At 65.7% G+C, this 15830-nt stretch carries 12 protein-coding genes and 1 pseudogene; 7 read left to right on the forward strand and 6 right to left on the reverse strand.

All coding sequences use genetic code 11. The features are described 5' to 3' along the window. Window positions 1–3: 3 nt before the first annotated feature. From AC19YT_RS21500 to AC19YT_RS21520, 5 genes are read left to right on the forward strand one after another with little or no spacing between them, the layout of a single operon-like run. A complete protein-coding gene (locus AC19YT_RS21500; RefSeq protein WP_095110114.1) occupies window positions 4–1761 on the forward strand; it encodes a bifunctional alpha/beta hydrolase/class I SAM-dependent methyltransferase in 1758 nt (585 codons plus the stop codon). Then, window positions 1758–3095 (forward strand): phosphatase PAP2/dual specificity phosphatase family protein, encoded by a 1338-nt coding sequence (locus tag AC19YT_RS21505; RefSeq protein ID WP_500610942.1) that lies wholly within the window; start codon window positions 1758–1760, stop codon window positions 3093–3095. The genes AC19YT_RS21500 and AC19YT_RS21505 overlap by 4 nt, the downstream gene beginning before the upstream one ends. After that, on the forward strand, window positions 3085–3525 hold the full coding sequence (locus tag AC19YT_RS21510; protein ID WP_095110118.1) for a hypothetical protein: 441 nt from the start codon (window positions 3085–3087) through the stop codon (window positions 3523–3525). Before AC19YT_RS21505 ends, AC19YT_RS21510 begins: the two co-directional genes overlap by 11 nt. Window positions 3526–3534: 9 nt before the next feature. Further along, entirely contained in the window at window positions 3535–4155 is a 621-nt protein-coding gene (locus AC19YT_RS21515) for a lysophospholipid acyltransferase family protein (RefSeq protein ID WP_500610943.1), read from the forward strand. Then, window positions 4156–5088 carry a phosphatidate cytidylyltransferase gene (locus AC19YT_RS21520; RefSeq protein ID WP_095110121.1) on the forward strand — a complete coding sequence of 311 codons (933 nt, stop codon included), beginning with the start codon at window positions 4156–4158 and terminating at the stop codon, window positions 5086–5088. It begins immediately after the preceding gene. A 76-nt stretch (window positions 5089–5164) separates the two neighbouring features. Here AC19YT_RS21520 and AC19YT_RS21525 read toward each other — a convergent pair whose 3' ends face one another. The 6 genes and pseudogenes from AC19YT_RS21525 to AC19YT_RS21550 form a co-directional block, all read right to left on the reverse strand. Continuing rightward, the gene (locus AC19YT_RS21525) at window positions 5165–7300 is read right to left on the reverse strand and encodes a hypothetical protein (protein ID WP_095110123.1); all 2136 of its coding nucleotides are present in this window, start codon (window positions 7298–7300) and stop codon (window positions 5165–5167) included. Next, complete coding sequence (locus AC19YT_RS21530; RefSeq protein WP_500610944.1) at window positions 7287–8489, reverse strand: DUF3142 domain-containing protein; 1203 nt, start codon at window positions 8487–8489, stop codon at window positions 7287–7289. The genes AC19YT_RS21525 and AC19YT_RS21530 overlap by 14 nt, the downstream gene beginning before the upstream one ends. Before the next feature lie 139 nt (window positions 8490–8628). After that, complete coding sequence (locus AC19YT_RS21535; RefSeq protein ID WP_500610945.1) at window positions 8629–9795, reverse strand: acyltransferase family protein; 1167 nt, start codon at window positions 9793–9795, stop codon at window positions 8629–8631. Continuing rightward, entirely contained in the window at window positions 9792–10595 is an 804-nt protein-coding gene (locus AC19YT_RS21540; RefSeq protein WP_500610952.1) for a class I SAM-dependent methyltransferase, read from the reverse strand. The genes AC19YT_RS21535 and AC19YT_RS21540 overlap by 4 nt, the downstream gene beginning before the upstream one ends. A gap of 78 nt (window positions 10596–10673) precedes the next feature. Next, window positions 10674–11939 (reverse strand): annotated as a pseudogene (locus tag AC19YT_RS21545) (glycosyltransferase); the annotation flags it as partial. Then, window positions 11939–13516: a glycosyltransferase family 1 protein gene (locus tag AC19YT_RS21550; RefSeq protein WP_500610946.1), complete on the reverse strand. Its 1578-nt coding sequence runs from the start codon at window positions 13514–13516 to the stop codon at window positions 11939–11941. The pseudogene AC19YT_RS21545 and the gene AC19YT_RS21550, both read right to left, overlap by 1 nt. A gap of 429 nt (window positions 13517–13945) precedes the next feature. Between AC19YT_RS21550 and AC19YT_RS21555 the strand changes: the two genes are divergently transcribed. Together AC19YT_RS21555 and gmd are read left to right on the forward strand one after the other, a co-directional pair. After that, a complete protein-coding gene (locus tag AC19YT_RS21555; protein WP_500610947.1) occupies window positions 13946–14860 on the forward strand; it encodes a GDP-mannose 4,6-dehydratase in 915 nt (304 codons plus the stop codon). Beyond that, window positions 14857–15828 (forward strand): GDP-mannose 4,6-dehydratase, encoded by a 972-nt coding sequence (gene gmd, locus AC19YT_RS21560; protein ID WP_500599412.1) that lies wholly within the window; start codon window positions 14857–14859, stop codon window positions 15826–15828. The genes AC19YT_RS21555 and gmd overlap by 4 nt, the downstream gene beginning before the upstream one ends. The last annotated feature ends 2 nt before the right edge of the window (window positions 15829–15830 follow it).

Genomic DNA, 15830 nt, shown 5'->3' on the forward strand with positions numbered 1-15830 from the left:
GCCATGCGTGACACCCAACAGTTGACCTTCACCACCCACGACGGCGTAGAGCTGTTCTACCGCCATTGGCCCGCGATCACCCAGGAACCCGGGCAACCGCGCCAAGCGGTGATGTTGTTCCACCGTGGCCACGAACACTCGGGGCGCATCGCCCACCTGGTGCAGGAACTCGACCTGCCCGGGTTCGACTTTTTCGCCTGGGACGCCCGCGGCCATGGCCAGTCCCCTGGCGCCCGTGGCGACAGCCCAAGCTTCGCCACCAGCGTGCGCGACGTGCAGACCTTCTGCGATCACCTGGGCGCCAGCCACGGTATTGGCGAAGAAAACATCGCCGTGATCGCGCAAAGCGTCGGCGCGGTGATCGCTGCCACTTGGGTGCACGACTACGCGCCGCGTATCCGCGCCCAAGTGCTGGCCTCGCCGGCCTTCAAGGTCAAGTTGTATGTGCCCTTCGCTCGCCCGGGCCTGGCGTTGATGCGCAAATTGCGCGGCAACTTCTTCGTCAACAGTTACGTCAAGGCGCGCTTCCTCAGCCACGACCCGGAGCGCGTCGCAAGCTACGACAGCGACCCGCTCATCACCAAGGCGATCTCGGTGAATGTGCTGCTGGGCCTGTACGAGGCCGCCGACCGAGTGGTCGCCGACGCCCAGGCGATTCAGGTGCCCACCCAGTTGCTGATTTCCGGCAGCGATTTCGTCGTGCACCGCAAACCCCAGGAGCAATTCTTCCAGCGCCTGGGCAGCCTGCAAAAAGAGCAGCACATCCTCCCCGGTTTTTTCCACGACACCCTCGGCGAGCGCGACCGCGCCTCGGCGGTGGCCAGTGCGCGGCGCTTTATCCTGCACAACTTCGCCCGCCCGCTGAGCCGCCCCAGCCTGCTGGACGCCGACCGCGTTGGCGTGTTGTGCGCCGAGTCCGAAGCCCTGGCCGCGCCCCTGCCCCACAACTCACTGCGCGACCTGTACTGGCGCATGACCCGCGCCAGCATGGGCCTGGGCAGCAAGCTGTCGGCCGGGGTGAAGCTGGGTTTTGACACCGGTTTCGACTCCGGCAGCACCCTGGATTACGTCTACCGCAACCGCCCCACCGGGCACACCGCCCTGGGCCGGATGATCGACCAGAACTACCTCAACTCCATCGGCTGGCGCGGCATCCGCCAACGCAAGTTGCACGTCGAAGAACTGCTACGCCTGGCCATGCAACGCCTGCGCGACGCCGGGCAAGCCGTGCGCATCGTCGATATCGCCGCCGGCCACGGCCGCTACATCCTTGAAGCCTTGCAGGGTGTAAGCCCGTTGCCCGAATCGATCCTGTTGCGCGACTACAGCGACATCAACGTGCGCGACGGCAGCGCGCTGATCGAAGAAAAAGGCCTGGGCACCATCGCCCGCTTCATCAAGGCCGACGCCTTCGACCGCGCCGACCTCGCGGCCCTGGAGCCCAAGCCAAGCCTGGCGGTGGTTTCCGGTTTGTATGAGTTGTTCGCCGATAACGCCATGGTCGGCCAGTCACTGGCCGGGCTCGGCGACGCGGTGCCGGTGGGCGGTTACCTGGTGTACACCGGCCAGCCGTGGCACCCGCAACTGGAGCTGATCGCCCGTGCCCTGACCAGCCACCGCCAGGGCCAGGCCTGGGTAATGCGCCGCCGCAGCCAGGCGGAAATGGACCAATTGGTCGAAGCCGCAGGCTTTCGCAAACTCACCATGCGCGTCGATGAATGGGGGATTTTCAGCGTGTCCCTGGCACAGCGGGTGCAATGATGGGCGCCACTGCCCGCGAACCCGGGCTGTTCAAACCGGCGCTGCTGTGGCTGCTGCTGTTGGCGCCGCTGTTCTTCACCACCTACGGTTTCGCCACGTGGGTCACCGCCCAGCGCAGCGATGTGCCGAGCCTGGTGTTCGCCTGGGAAAGCCATATGCCGTTCTGGGCCTGGACCATCGTGCCCTACTGGTCCATCGACCTGCTTTACGGCTTTTCCCTGCTGCTGCCCAACAGCCGTGCCGAACTCAAGCGCCACGCCTTGCGCCTGCTCAGCGCGCAAGCCATCGCGGTGAGTTGCTTTTTGCTCTGGCCGTTGCGCTTCACCTTCCAGCGCCCGGAACTGGACGGCGTGTTCGGTTGGTTGTTCGACGTGCTCACGGGGTTCGACAAGCCGTTCAACCAGGCGCCGTCCCTGCACATCGCCCTGCTGGTGGTGCTGTGGGTGTGCTTTGCGCGCCACACCCAAGGGCTGTGGCGGTGGCTGGTGCATGGCTGGTTCGCGTTGATCGGCGTCTCGGTGCTGACCACTTACCAACACCACTTCGTCGACGTGCCCACCGGCGCCCTCGCCGGTTGGCTGTGCGTGTGGCTGTGGCCGCTGGACCGGCCCAGCCCACTGGCGCGCCTGCGCCTGAGCGCAGCCCCGCAGCGGCGCCGGTTGGCCGTGCGCTATGCCCTGGGCGCGGCGCTGTTCGGTGCGCTGGCGGGGTTGCTCGGCGGCTGGGGCCTGTGGCTGATCTGGCCCGCCGTGGCCTTGCTGCTGGTGGCGCTGAACTACGCCGCGCTCGGCGCCGAAGGCTTTCAGAAAGACGCCGATGGCAACTTGAGCGCCGCCGTGCGCTGGCTGCTGGCGCCGTACCTGGCCGCGGTGTGGATCAATTCGCGGCTATGGACCCGCGCCCATCCGCAACCCGATGAAGTGGTCGATGGCGTGTGGCTGGGGCGCATTCCCACCCCGGCAGAGCTGGAAGCCAGCCCCTTCAGCGCGGTGCTGGACCTGTGCGCCGAGGCCTCGCTGCCGGCCCGTGGCGTAGCTTATTGCAGCGTGCCGGTGCTGGACCTGACGCCGCCCAGCGTCGAGCAGTGCCTGAGCGCCGCGCAAGCCATCGACCGCTTGCGCCAACAGGGCCCGCTGTTGGTGTGCTGCGCCCTGGGCTACTCGCGCAGTGCCACCGCGGTGGCGGCTTGGCTGCTATTCAGTGGCCGTGCCGTCAGCGTCGAAGCGGCGCTGATCCAGTTGCAACGCGCCCGCCCGCAGGTGGTGCTGCACGCCGCCCATCGCCAGGTGCTTGCGCAGTTTGCCGCGCAGTTGGAGAAACCCCATGGCCACTGACATGACCCTGTTCAGCGTTGCCGCCCTGCTGCGCCAAGGCAGAGGCTTGGATCACCTGGCCACGGCGCTGACGGTACTGGCCGTGGCCGGCGCGTTGGCCCAGGCCTGGCTCGCGCCGCCCAACCCTTGGCTGCTGGCCTGGAGCGCGGCGCTGCTGGTGCTGGGCTTGCTGGAGAAGTACTGGGCCCTGCGCGTGGCCTTCGACGCCGAGTTGTTCCAGCGCCTGGCGGACGACCCGCAAGCGCTGGCGGAAAAAACCCGCGACCTCGATCAAGCCTTGGTCAGCCTCGGCCTGCTCGCCCCCACCCGCACCGCGCGGCCATGGCCCGAACGCACGCGGGGCGCTCTGGCGCTGCTGCGGCGCCAGGCCCTGGCGGTCGGTGCGCAAGCCCTGCTCACACTGGGTTTGCTTGTGTCTTTTGCCGGATAAGGAATGCCCATGCTCGAACCTCTGGTCGCTACCCTCATCACCTCCGCTGCACGCACCGTCACGGGCGCGCGCAGCCTGTGGCTCGGTTGCGCGCCGACGCCGGTGCAACGCATCTACTTCGCCAACCACAGCAGCCACGGCGATTTCGTCCTGCTCTGGGCCTCGCTGCCGCCGGCCCTGCGCCGCGCCACGCGGCCAGTAGCAGGCAGCGATTACTGGCTCAAGAGCCCGTTGCGCCGCTACATCATCAACCGGGTGTTCCACGGTGTGCTGGTGGACCGCGACCGCAAGGACGCCACCAGCAGCCCGCTACAACCCATGCTCGATGCCCTGGAAAACGGCGATTCGCTGATTATCTTCCCCGAGGGCACCCGCAACCTGGAGGACGGCTTGCTGCCGTTCAAGAGTGGCCTCTACCACCTCACCCAGGCCTATCCCCAGGCCGAACTGGTGCCAGTGTGGATCGCCAACCTCAACCGCGTCATGCCCAAGGGCCGCGTGCTGCCCCTGCCACTGCTGTGCACCCTGAGTTTTGGCGCGCCGCTGGCCCTGGGCGAAGACGAAAGCAAAGAGCAGTTTCTGGCCCGCAGCCGCGATTCGCTGCTAGCCCTGGCCCCGGAGCAGGCGTAAATGGATAAGCAAACCCAACTGTTGTTCGCCGGCATCGGCGTGATTCTGCTGCTGGCCTCGTTGATCGGCGGCCTGCTGAAACTGCGCAACCGTGGCACGCCCAACCCGGTGATCGACAACCTCAACGCCCGCATCAACGCCTGGTGGGTGATGGTGCTGGTGATCGGCATCGCCTTCTGGCTGGGCACCAGTGCGGTGATCCTGTTGTTCTACGCGGTGTCGTTCTACGCCCTGCGCGAATTCATGACCCTCACCCCCACCCGGCGCAGCGATTACCCGGCGCTGGTGGCCGCGTTCTACCTGGCCCTGCCGCTGCAATACCTGCTGATCTACTTCGACTGGTACGGCTTGTTTTCGATCTTCATTCCGGTCTACGTGTTCCTGCTGCTGCCGATCCTCGCGTCCCTGGGCGGTGACAGCACGCACTTTTTGGAACGCGCGTCGAAGGTGCAGTGGGGGCTGATGATCGCCGTGTTCTGCGTGTCATTCGTGCCCGCGCTGTTGACCCTGGACATCGCCGGCTACGAGGGCCGCAACCTGCTGCTGATCGCCTACCTGGTGATCGTGGTGCAGCTCTCGGATGTGCTCCAGTACGTGTGCGGCAAGCTGTTTGGCAAACGCAAGATCGCCCCGCGGTTGTCGCCGTCGAAAACCGTCGAAGGCTTTGTCGGCGGCGTGCTGCTGGCGTCGCTGATCGGCGCGGCGTTGTGGTGGATCACCCCGTTCAACCCGTGGCAATCGTTCCTCATCGCCCTGCTTATCAACCTGCTGGGGTTCGCCGGGGGCATTGTGATGTCCGCGATCAAGCGCGACCGCGGGGTGAAGGACTGGGGCCACATGATCGAGGGCCACGGCGGTATGCTCGACCGCCTCGACTCGGTGTGCTTCGCCGCACCGATCTTCTTTCATCTGGTGCGCTATTGGTGGACTTGAGGGCGTTATCGCGAGCGGGCTCGCTCCCACAGCGGCCATACAACCCTGTGGGAGCGACCCCGCTCGCGAAGGGGCCTCAAGCCTTACGCCGCCGGCTGATTAGCCACAGCCCCGCCGCGACGAACACCCCTACACCACCGTAGGTCACCCAGGTTTTGTACGGCCGCAGTTGCGCGCGCACCTCGCCGACGGCCTGGGTCACGTAGCGCTGGTTGATCCCGCTGAAATCCGGGGCCTGGCATTGGGAGCCGAAGTTCTCCGCCCACCACACGTAAGGCCCTTGGGCCACGTAGCGGCGGTAGTAGGTTTTCTCCTGTTCGCTGCCGCGGGTCCAGGTGGCTGCGTGGCATAGCACGGCGGCAAAGGCCTGGCTGGTGTGGGGCAGGAAGTCGGCGGCGCGGTTGGCCAGGTCGGCGGCGACCCAGCGGTAGTGGTAGCGCTCGTCCGGTTGGGCGGCGCTGGCCTGATGGCGCTGTACTTCGCCGGCACTGACAAAATCCCCGGCCACGAGCGCGTCGCCGCCCAGGCTGAAGCCGCCATCGAGCGAGGCGAAGTCCGGGGCCATTTCATAGCCCAAAAACTCCATCCCGTGGTCCCGCGCCAAAGTGCCCGCCCAGTAGTACGCCGGGGCGCGGCTGCCAGGCAGCCAACTGGACTCGGCCTCGCGCCGCAACTCGCCATAACCTTGGGCCGCACCGCGCACCTCAAGGTCGGCGAAGTAGGCCAGTGCCTCGTCGAAGCGCCCTTCGCGCATCATCCGCCGCCCCAATAAGTTACGCAGGCGCGCCGCCACCGGCAGCGGCACGTAGTTGGCGCGGTCCTCGTCACTCAATTGCGGCGGCGCCGGCACCTGGGCATCAACGTACTGCTTGAGTTCATCGAGGGTCAGCACCCGCTCGGCCACGGTGGCGGCGTCGAACCAATAGACATCCTGGCTGCGATAGAGCTGCTCGAAGGCTTGCAGGTAATCGCCGCGCTCCAGGGCCAGGATCGCGCTCTCGCCTTCCACCCGGCAGCGCGGTTGCAGCGATTCCAGGTCGCCATCCGGCCCGCGTTGCAGGCCCCACGACTCTTCCTGGGGGAAGGCCTTGGCCGCTTGCGCATAGGCGCTGGCGGCGGCGCTTTTATCGCCGGCGCGCAACGCCAGTTTGGCCCGCAGCCACCAGGCCAGGCCGCTGTCGCCAGCGTGTTCGAGGAAGGCCTGGGTTTGGGCGTAGTCGCCCTGCTGGTAGTTCAACGCCGCGAGGCGATCGGCGTTTTCCAGGCTGCCCTGGGTGCTGTTTTGCAGCAGCTTGATGAGGTTTTTTTCGCCGCTGGGTTGGTCGCCGAACGACCAGCCCAAGCGGCTGATAAGGGATGCCGTGAGCAGGGTCTGCACCGGTTTGCCCTGGAGTTGCTGGGCCAATTGCTCGGAGGGCAAGGCACGCAGTTCGCTTGCCACTTGCTTGAGGGAGCTGTAGCCCACCGCTGAGCCGTGCAGGTTTTGCGCGGCGTACAGGCCGATGGCGCCGTTCCAGTCGCCACTGGCCTTGGCCACGCGGGCCTGTTCACCGAGGCTGGCCACGCCCAGTTCCAGCGGGTCGCTCAGGCCTTCGATGCTCATCTGCCGGGCCTGTTCGAACGCCTGGATGGCTTGGCTGCGCAACTGGGCGCGGTGCAGGGGTTCGCTGTCATCGAGGCTCAAGGCATACAGCGCGCGGCCCAGGGAATAAGCGGCCCAGGTGCTGCGCAGCGGGCGCAACTCGCTGGGCAGCGCCAGCACTTTGCGCAGGTAGGCGGCGGCCAGTTCATGGTCGCCGGCGGCGAACGCCACGGCGCCGGCGGTGTAGAAGCTCAATTCATAGGGCAGGCCCGCGCCTTGCGCCTCGACTTCGCGGGCATCGCTCAATTGCCGCAAGCGGCCCACCAATGCCTGCTGCGGCGGGGTCAGGCCCAATTGCTCGGCCTTGTCCCGCGCAGCCTGGTCGGTGGGCGCGGCGTAGTAGCTTTCGTCGGGGTTGTAGGTCAGGGCACTGGCGTCCTTCAACCCGGGGATGCGTTGGCCCAAACGGGTGATTTCATTGCCGAACTCGGTTTCGGGCAATTGCCCCAGCGTCGCGCCGCGGTTGTCCAGCAGGCGCATGGGGAAGTCCGGCCCGCAGGCCAGCGCCGTGCCCAGCGGTAGGCTGAGGCTCAGGCACAGCAGGTGACGCGGCCATTTAGAGACGAACATGTGAAGCTCCTTGATCGATTTTTGTACAGCGGGCCCAGCCGATAGCGCGCGAGGCGCCTGCTGGCAAACGGCCTTGTTGCAGACGGGTAAAGACAAGTTGTCCGGGGTTTCGTTGCACGGCGTAGCCGGCCAGGGCATCCACCGCCTCGCATTCGCCGACCGCCAGTTCCAGGCGTTCGGGCAAGGGGCTGTCGAGGTTGCCGTCGTTGCCCAGGCGAATGTCATAGAGCCCGGCGCGCTCGCTCAGGTGCAGTTGCAGCGGGCTGTGCAAGGCATCGCCCCGCGCCACGGCGCGCAGGGTCGCCAAGCTCCAGGCGCGGCGATCCCCGGCCAGCGGCAGGCGGAACCAAATCAACCCCGCCAGATGGGCCGGCGGTGCCTGGCGCAGTTGCGCGGCGAGGGCGGCCAGTTGCACGGGGTCGGCCATTAATTCGCGGCGCTGACCAGCGCGCTCCAGAGGCACTTCGCTTTCCACCAGCGGGGCGCCGCTGCCGCTGGTCAGCAGGCCCACACCGTAGGCGGGCAAGGCCAGGTAGAAGGGTTTGTCGGTCACGCGGCTCCAGCCTGCGGCCCAGGTTTTCGCCTGGGCCGGGTCGAACAGCCCCAGCTCTGGGCGGCTCACGGCGTGCACTTGCAGCACGCTGCTGTCCACGCTGTGCAGCAACGCCGGCAGGTCGGGGCTGGCCAGCCACGCGGGCAGCGCGGTGATGCTCAGCTTCAACCTGGGCGGCAGGCTGGCGCGCAGGCCCTGGAGAAACGCCCCGTAGCCCGCCAGCCGCGCATTGCCGGCGTCGTGGTCGATTTCCACGCCCGTCACGTTCAGGCCCAAGGCTTGCCAGTCGGCCAGCAGTTGCTGGATGTGCGCGGTGATGTCCTGAGAATCAAGCGCCGGCAACTGGCCGTCGAGGCGGATCACCGCAATCAGCGGGCGGCCATCGCGCTTGAGCAGCGCACCCTCGACCCGCGCCCGCCGCCAGCCGTCCCCGGGGAAGGCTTGCAGCGCCAGCACGCGCAGGGTGGAAAAGTCATCACGGGTGTGGGCCAGCGCCTCGTCGTGGGCAGCGGTCCATTGCCGTTGCCAGACGTAGAGCTGTTGGTCCAGGGGCGGTGCGTCTACAGGGCTGCACGCCCCGAGCAAGGCAAACAGCGCCGCCAGGGCGGGGCCGCGAAGGAAAAGGGAGGTGAACATAGGGGCCTTGAGCGAAAAAAAAAACACCCTCAGGGAGCGAACCTGCTCGCGACAGCGATGCTCCAGTCACATCAGCATCAATGCACCGGGGCCATCGCGAGCAGGCTCGCTCCCACAACTGCTGGCGAGGCCCGCCAGCCTACTCAGGCATAGGCTGGCGAGCAATGGCGGCGGCGTTTTCTTCGCCCTGGCGGCGGCTTTCGAGGCGTTTGACCAACCGCGAGCCACGGTTGCGCATGGGCAGTTCGACGAGGCGGTAGCTCAGTTCGCTGAGCACCACGATCAACCCCAGCGCCAGGCCCAGCAGCAGCCACGGGTAGGCGTAAGGGTTGGGCCCGCCCGCCTCTTGCAGGCGAAAGCACACTTCGCGCAGGAAGAAGTACACCGGCACGTGGATCAGGTAGATGCCATAGGAGCGGCTGCCGACCCAGGTCAGCAGGTCTTTGAGTTTGCCCCGTGGGAACAGGTAGTCGCGGTTGTAGGACGCGACCCACACCAGCACCCCACAGATCACTGCAATCGCGCCAATCCGGTATTCCGGCAGCAAGCGCTTGGCCGCCAACAGGCCCAGCACGCCGCTGGCCAGCACCAGCAGCGCCAGCCCCAGCCAACCGCGGCGCAGGAAGGTCGGCTCCAGGCGTTGGTAACTCGGCTTGGCGCTCCAAATCGCCAGCAGCACGCCCAACGCCAAGGCATCGGTGCGCACGGCCATCAGCAGTGAGCCCCGTTCGATGAACAATTGCGCTAGCACCAACACCGCCAAGGCCCAGGCCAGGCGCTGGCGAAACAGCAGGATCAGCAGCGGGAACAGCAGGTAGAACTGTTCCTCCAGCGCCAGGCTCCAGTAGACGAAACTGGCGCCGTACTCGTAATTGAACAGCGCATCGGCAAAGCGGAAGTTGGCGTAGTGCAGCAGCCCCGCCAGGGTCGCCTGCACGTTGGCATGCAACGAGCCGAATGCGCCGGAGCGGTTGAACAGCAGCGCCGCCAGCAGGATAACCACCAGCCACAGCCACGCCGCCGGCAGCAGGCGGAACACCCGGCGAATCCAGAAGCTGCGCGCCTGCTGCCAGAACGCCTGGCGCGTGGTGCAGCCCTGCAAGGTGGGGATCAGGCTGCGGGCGATGACGAACCCGGAGATGGCGAAAAACAGGTCCACGCCCCACCAGAATTGCGCGCGCGGATCGAGGGCTTCGAGCCAGGACGCGGTACCGAGGAACAGGTTGTCGCGCATGTGGTGCAGCACCACGCCCAGCACCGCGATGCCTCGCAGCACCTCGATGTCCATGATCCGCTTGAGGCTCATGACGCGGCCTCGGGCTTGCGGGCAATGATGACCTGGCTCTTGGGCATGAACTCATCGAGCAACTGCTTGACCGCCAAGCCGTTGGGCTGGTCGAGCAAACCCTGCCAAGCCTGCGCCCAGCCTTCCATCAGCGGCGGGTAGGGCGCGTGGATGCGGTCGCGCACCGCGCCGCTCAAGTCCTTGCCGGCGGCCCGTTCGCTGGCCCAGAAGAAGATCATCCCCATGACCCAGAAGAACCCGCAGGATTGGCGATGTTCGATCACCAACCCGGCATCTTCGATCAACGCCGCAAAGCGCTCGCGGGAGAAGATCTGGATATGGTTCGGCGACTGGTAATAGCCCGGCGGCGCGATGCCTTTTTGCAGGTGCTCGCCCACCGGGTCCGGGACGCTGATTAAAAACTGCGCACCCGGGCGGCCCATGCGCACCAGTTCGGCCATAAAGGCTTCTGGCTCGTCGACATGCTCCAGCACCTCGGTGCACACCACTTTGCTCGCGCAGCCGTCGCTCAGGGGCAACGGCAAGCTGTTGCTGACCAGGCCCAGGCACGGCGCCCGGGCTTCGCTGGCCACCCGTTGCGCCAGCTCATGGACCTTGTCGAATTCGCTGTCGGTGAAAATCACCGACGCGCCCTGGCGCACCGCGAACAGCACCGAACCGCCCTCCCCACAACCGACGTCGAGCAGGGTGTCGTCCGGGGTGATGGCAAAGCCCTTGAGCAACTCGCCTGTGTCGTTCTGATACCAGCCGTCGAGCACCGCGTCTTGCAGGCCCACGTCACGCGGCGAAGGGTCGTCCATGACGATCGGCCCGCCGCTGGCAAGGCGTAGGCGCTCGGCGGCGACCAGGTCAGGCGGGTGGCCGTGGGTCTTGTGGCGATCCAGCAACTGGGCGAAGAACGGCGCCAGCCGTTCGGCGGCGGTGGCCTGGCTACAAAAATGTTCGAGGCTACGCACCGCGTGCTCGGACATCTGCCCATAGCGTTCGCCGTCGCCCGTGGCCACTTGGTAGCTGGCACGAAACGCCCGGCAGATCGACTCCCAATTGGCGGTGTAGCGCAAGGTGCGATAGGCCGAGCGGGGGTCGTGGGGCCACGCGGTGAGTTCTTCGGTGGAGTCGATGATGAAAGCGTTGTCGGGGTCGATGTAGTCGATCATCGCCGTGTTACGCGGCGCCACGGCCGGTTTACCGCACGACATGAACTCCATCAGCGGCAGGCACTGGCCTTCGCCGTAGGAGGTGTTCACCACGTAGCTGGTGGCTTGTACCAGGCGCTCGTAGTCCGCGTCGGCGAGGTAGCCGTAGATCAGCACGATGCGGCAGCGGTACGGCTGGTTCCGGTAGAGGTGATGGAGGATGCCGGTCAGCGCCTGCTCGGCGTCGTGGTGGGTGAGCTTGAGCACCAGGGTGGCGTCTTCCACGTCTCGAAAACTGGTGCAGAAGGCGCTGAGCATGTCTTCCCAGTTTTTGCGCCCGTCGCAGGGGTTGAACACCGAGGTGTAGACCACGCCATCCAGCACCAACTCGCGCGTTTGCGCAGGTGCCGTGAAGTCGATGCCGGGGCCGCTGCGAATCGCGGCCGGGGCGAAGGCTTGCAGGTCGAGCTGGCGGCTGTCCACCAGCAGGCCCTTGAGGGTCAGGCGCACCTGGCGGGCCTGGGGCTGGCAGTCGAGTTGCCGGCCACGGGCGGCGAAACGGTCCCAGACCGGCGCCGGGATCGCGCAGATCGGGTAGTCGGCGCCCATGGCGTCGCGCACAGCCTTGACCGTGTAGGTGGAGTGGGTGATCGCCGCGCCGGTGGAGCGCAGCACGATGCGCCAGTCATTGCGCGGGTCGGCGTACCAGCTCTCGTTGGGAATGGTGCTGAATTCCCAGGCGAACACCGGCAGGGTCGGGCACGCGTAGTGGGTCATGGTGCGGTGCGGCGGCGAAAACGACAGGAACACGCAGTCCTCGCCCCGGGCCTGGCACTCGGCGTAGAGGCGGTCGACTTCTTCGTCCGGGTCGGTGACTTCCACCACTGTGCCCAAGCGTTCGAGCACCGGGCGGTACTCCTTGAGCACGAAGTAGTAGCTGTATTCCGAACGCCCCAGGTTCTGGGCGATGGTGCGTTGGTTGGTTTCCGAATGAATGAGGATCAGCATCAGGCTTGCTCCGCCGCGTGGCGGGCCGCAGCCGTCGCCGGTTCGTCCGCCAGGGGCAGGTTGAAGAAGATCGCCGCGCGCTGCTGCAACACCGTCACCGCGCAGTACGCCTGCATCCGCGCCTGGGCGGCGGCGGCCATTTGCGCGTAGGCATCAGGCTGGGTACGGGCCAGGCGATAGCTGGCCTGGAAGGCGTTTTTCAGTGCGCCCCAGTCCGGGCGGTGGCGGCGTGTGCGGTTGAGCTGGCGGGTGTCGTGGGGCCACAACGCCGGCTCTTCGCTCGAGGGCACCACAAAGGCCACGCTGTCGTCGATGTAATCGCCCAAAGCGCTGTGGGCCGGCGCAATGGCCGGCACGCCGCCAGCCATAAACGCCATCAACGGTAGGCACACCGCCTCGGCGCGTGAGGCGTTCACGTAGAAACTGGCGGCGTTTTGAAGCTGGGCCTGTTGCGCCGCGTCCAGTTCGCCGTACATGACCATGACCCGGCAGGAAAATGGCGACAGCTGCGTCAGCACGGTGAGCAGCGGCGTGTAGCACGCCGCCAGCGGGCAGCCTTCGATACGCAGGATCAGCGTTGCATCCGCCGTATCGCGAAAAGCCCAGCAAAACGCGCTGATAAGTTGCGGCCAGTTGTTCTGGCCTTCCTGCGGGTTGAACGTGCTGACGTAGACCACGCCGCTGACGTCGGTTTGCACCCAGTGCTGGGTGTCGGGCAAATCCAGCACCGGCACTTGCGGCTCAGGCACCGGCAGCGGTGCGGCGACGCTGGGCAGGTGTTTTGCCAGGGCTTGGTGCAGGGTATCGGGCAGCAGGTCGCGCACGCCTTCCCAGTACCAGTGGCCCAGGTAACGGCGGTCGTCGCTGGGGCTCGGCGCCACCTCGCGGCCCAAGCGGTGCAACAGCCATAGGCGCAGGTAATGGCGGGCAATGACCACGCGCCGGCGCGGGGTCAGCGGCGGCGGCAGCAAGGCATCCAGGCGCGCCTGCTCTTGGGCGGTAATCTCCACCGGCAACTCGGGCAACAGGGAATCAACCGACAGCCCCAGCGTACGGGTGTCCAACAGGCAACCTTTGACCTGGATCGGCGAATCGGTTTTGACCGGCGCGGGCAACGGTTGATCGGCCAGTTGCGGCCACTGCATGGCGGGCAGCACCAGGATCGGGAAGTCCTCGCCCATGGCCTTGCGCACGGTGCCGGCGGTGTGTTCCGACAGAGTGATGGCACGGCCATGACGGCCCAGGAGCTGCCGCCAGTCGTGGGCGGGGTCGTCGTCCCATGGCTCGTCAGGGATCGAATCGAACTCCCAGGCGACGACGCACAGCGTCGGGCAACGCAGGTCGGCGGCGGTTTCGTGCACGGGGGCGAAGGACAGGAACAGGCCATCCTGGCCTTGCTCCTGCAACTGCCGGTACAGCGGATCGACCTCGGCCGTCGACTGCACCACATGCACCCGCCCCAGGCGTTCGAGCACAGGTTGGCAAGCCTTGAGGACGAGGTCGTAAGGGTATTGCGTGTGGCCGGCAACCGATGGGATGGCGCCGATCTGTGTGTGCGAGAAAAGAATGAAATTCATGGCATCCCACGATGAAACCGCGATCCGGCGGTTTCACTCAATGAGGGTAGAACCCACGAGCCGGCCCTGATGCTTCAATGCCCGGTCCGAAGTTTTTCTACCCGTCTACGTTCTTGTTTTATTGGTCAGCTTTCCGTTGCCGGAGGGCAGCCACGCCGATCACTGGATAATGGCGATGAGGCGCATTCTAAACACATCCGTTCGGGGTACGCGAACCGCCACGGGGCATTTAGCGAACGACTCTGGGGAGAACCCGACGGTCACAAAGGGACTTGTTGAAATTGCTGGCCAATTGGCACAGATTGACGGGAAAACAAATACAACAATAACCTCACCTGCCGTATTTTCTGGGCAAAACCTCAGAATTTCGCGGTTTTTCCCAGCAAAGACTGGGTAAGGTCGAAGTTTGCTAATGGAGGGGGTTGCCGTTTGAAAAAGCGTCTGTTCGTTACGGGTCTTAGCGGATTCGTAGGACGTCACATCCAATCTCGTCTGATTCGTCCTGATTCAGTGTGGGATCTTTTACCCGCCCCTTCTGACTATGATATTTCCGACGAAAGGACCCTGGAAAACCTGTGGCCGCACATGCCGGACGCCGTCATTCACCTGGCCGGCCAGACCTTCGTGCCCGAGGCCTTTCGTGACCCGGCCGCGACCCTCAAGGTCAACCTGCTCGGCACCCTGAACCTGCTACAAGCCCTCAAGGCCCGAGGCTTTACCGGCACCTTCCTGTACGTCAGTTCGGGCGATGTCTACGGCCAGGTCAGCGAAACCGCCCTGCCCATCGACGAACAGCAGCCGCCCTGCCCGCGCAACCCCTACGCGGTGAGCAAAGTGGCCGCCGAGTTCCTCTGCCTGCAATGGGGCATCAGCGAAGGCTGGCCAATGCTGGTGGCGCGCCCGTTCAACCATATCGGCAGCGGCCAGAGCGACAGTTTCGTGGTCGCTAGTGCGGCCCGCCAGATCGCGCGAATCCAGCAGGGCTTGCAGGCCCCACGCCTGGAAGTGGGCGATATCGATGTCACCCGCGACTTTCTCGATGTCAGCGACGTGGTATCGGCCTACCTGGCGATGCTGCAAAGCGCCGCCCCGGGGCATATCTACAATGTCTGCTCCGGCCGCGAGCAGAGCATCAGGGACTTGATCGAACAACTCGCCGCCCTCGCCGACGTCGAGATCGAACTGGTCCAAGACCCTGCGCGCCTGCGCCGCGCAGAACAACGTCGCGTCTGTGGCAACCCTGCCAGGCTGCAACAGGCCACAGACTGGACGCCGCTCACCACTACACAACAATCCCTGCGGGCGATCCTGTCCGACTGGGAGTCACGGGTACGACAAGAATGACAAAAAGTGCACTGATAACAGGGATTACCGGGCAAGACGGGGCCTATCTGGCCAAGCTTCTGCTCGACAAGGGATATAAGGTCCACGGTTTTGTCGCCCGTCGCAGCAGCGACTCACGCTGGCGCCTGCGGGAAATGGGCGTCGAGGAGCAGATCATCTACCTGGACGGCGACATGGCCGACGCCTGCTCCGTGCAGCGTGCCGTCATCAAGGCCGCGCCCGATGAGGTCTACAACCTGGCGGCGCAGAGTTTCGTCGCCGCATCCTGGGACCAACCCGTGACCACCGGCATCGTCGATGGCCTGGGCGTGACCCACTTGCTGGAAGCGATCCGCCAGTTCAGCCCCCACAGCCGTTTCTACCAGGCTTCCACCAGCGAGATGTTTGGCCTGATCCAGGCCGAGCATCAGGACGAAAGCACACCGTTCTACCCGCGCAGCCCTTACGGCGTGGCCAAGCTGTATGGCCACTGGATCACCGTGAACTACCGCGAGAGCTTCAAGCTGCACGCCAGCAGCGGGATTCTGTTCAACCACGAATCGCCCCTGCGCGGCATCGAGTTCGTCACCCGCAAAGTCACCGACGCCGCCGCGCGGATCAAGCAAGGCAAGCAGCAGGAGTTGCGCCTGGGCAACATCGATGCGCGCCGCGACTGGGGCTTTGCCGGCGACTACGTCGAGGCCATGTGGCTGATGCTGCAACAGGAGCAACCGGACGACTTCGTCGTGGCCACGGGCGTCACCACCACGGTGCGCGACATGTGCCAACTGGCGTTCGATCACGTGGGCCTCAATTACCGCGATTACGTCAAGGTCGACCCGGCGCTGTTTCGCCCAGCCGAGGTGGATGTGCTGCTGGGTAACCCGGCCAAGGCCCAGCGGATACTGGGCTGGAAGCCCAAGACCGATCTTCAGACCCTGATCTGCATGATGATGGATGCAGACATGAAACGCGTCGCCAAGGAGTAAGG

The organism is Pseudomonas sp. MF08875 (genome assembly GCF_059862525.1).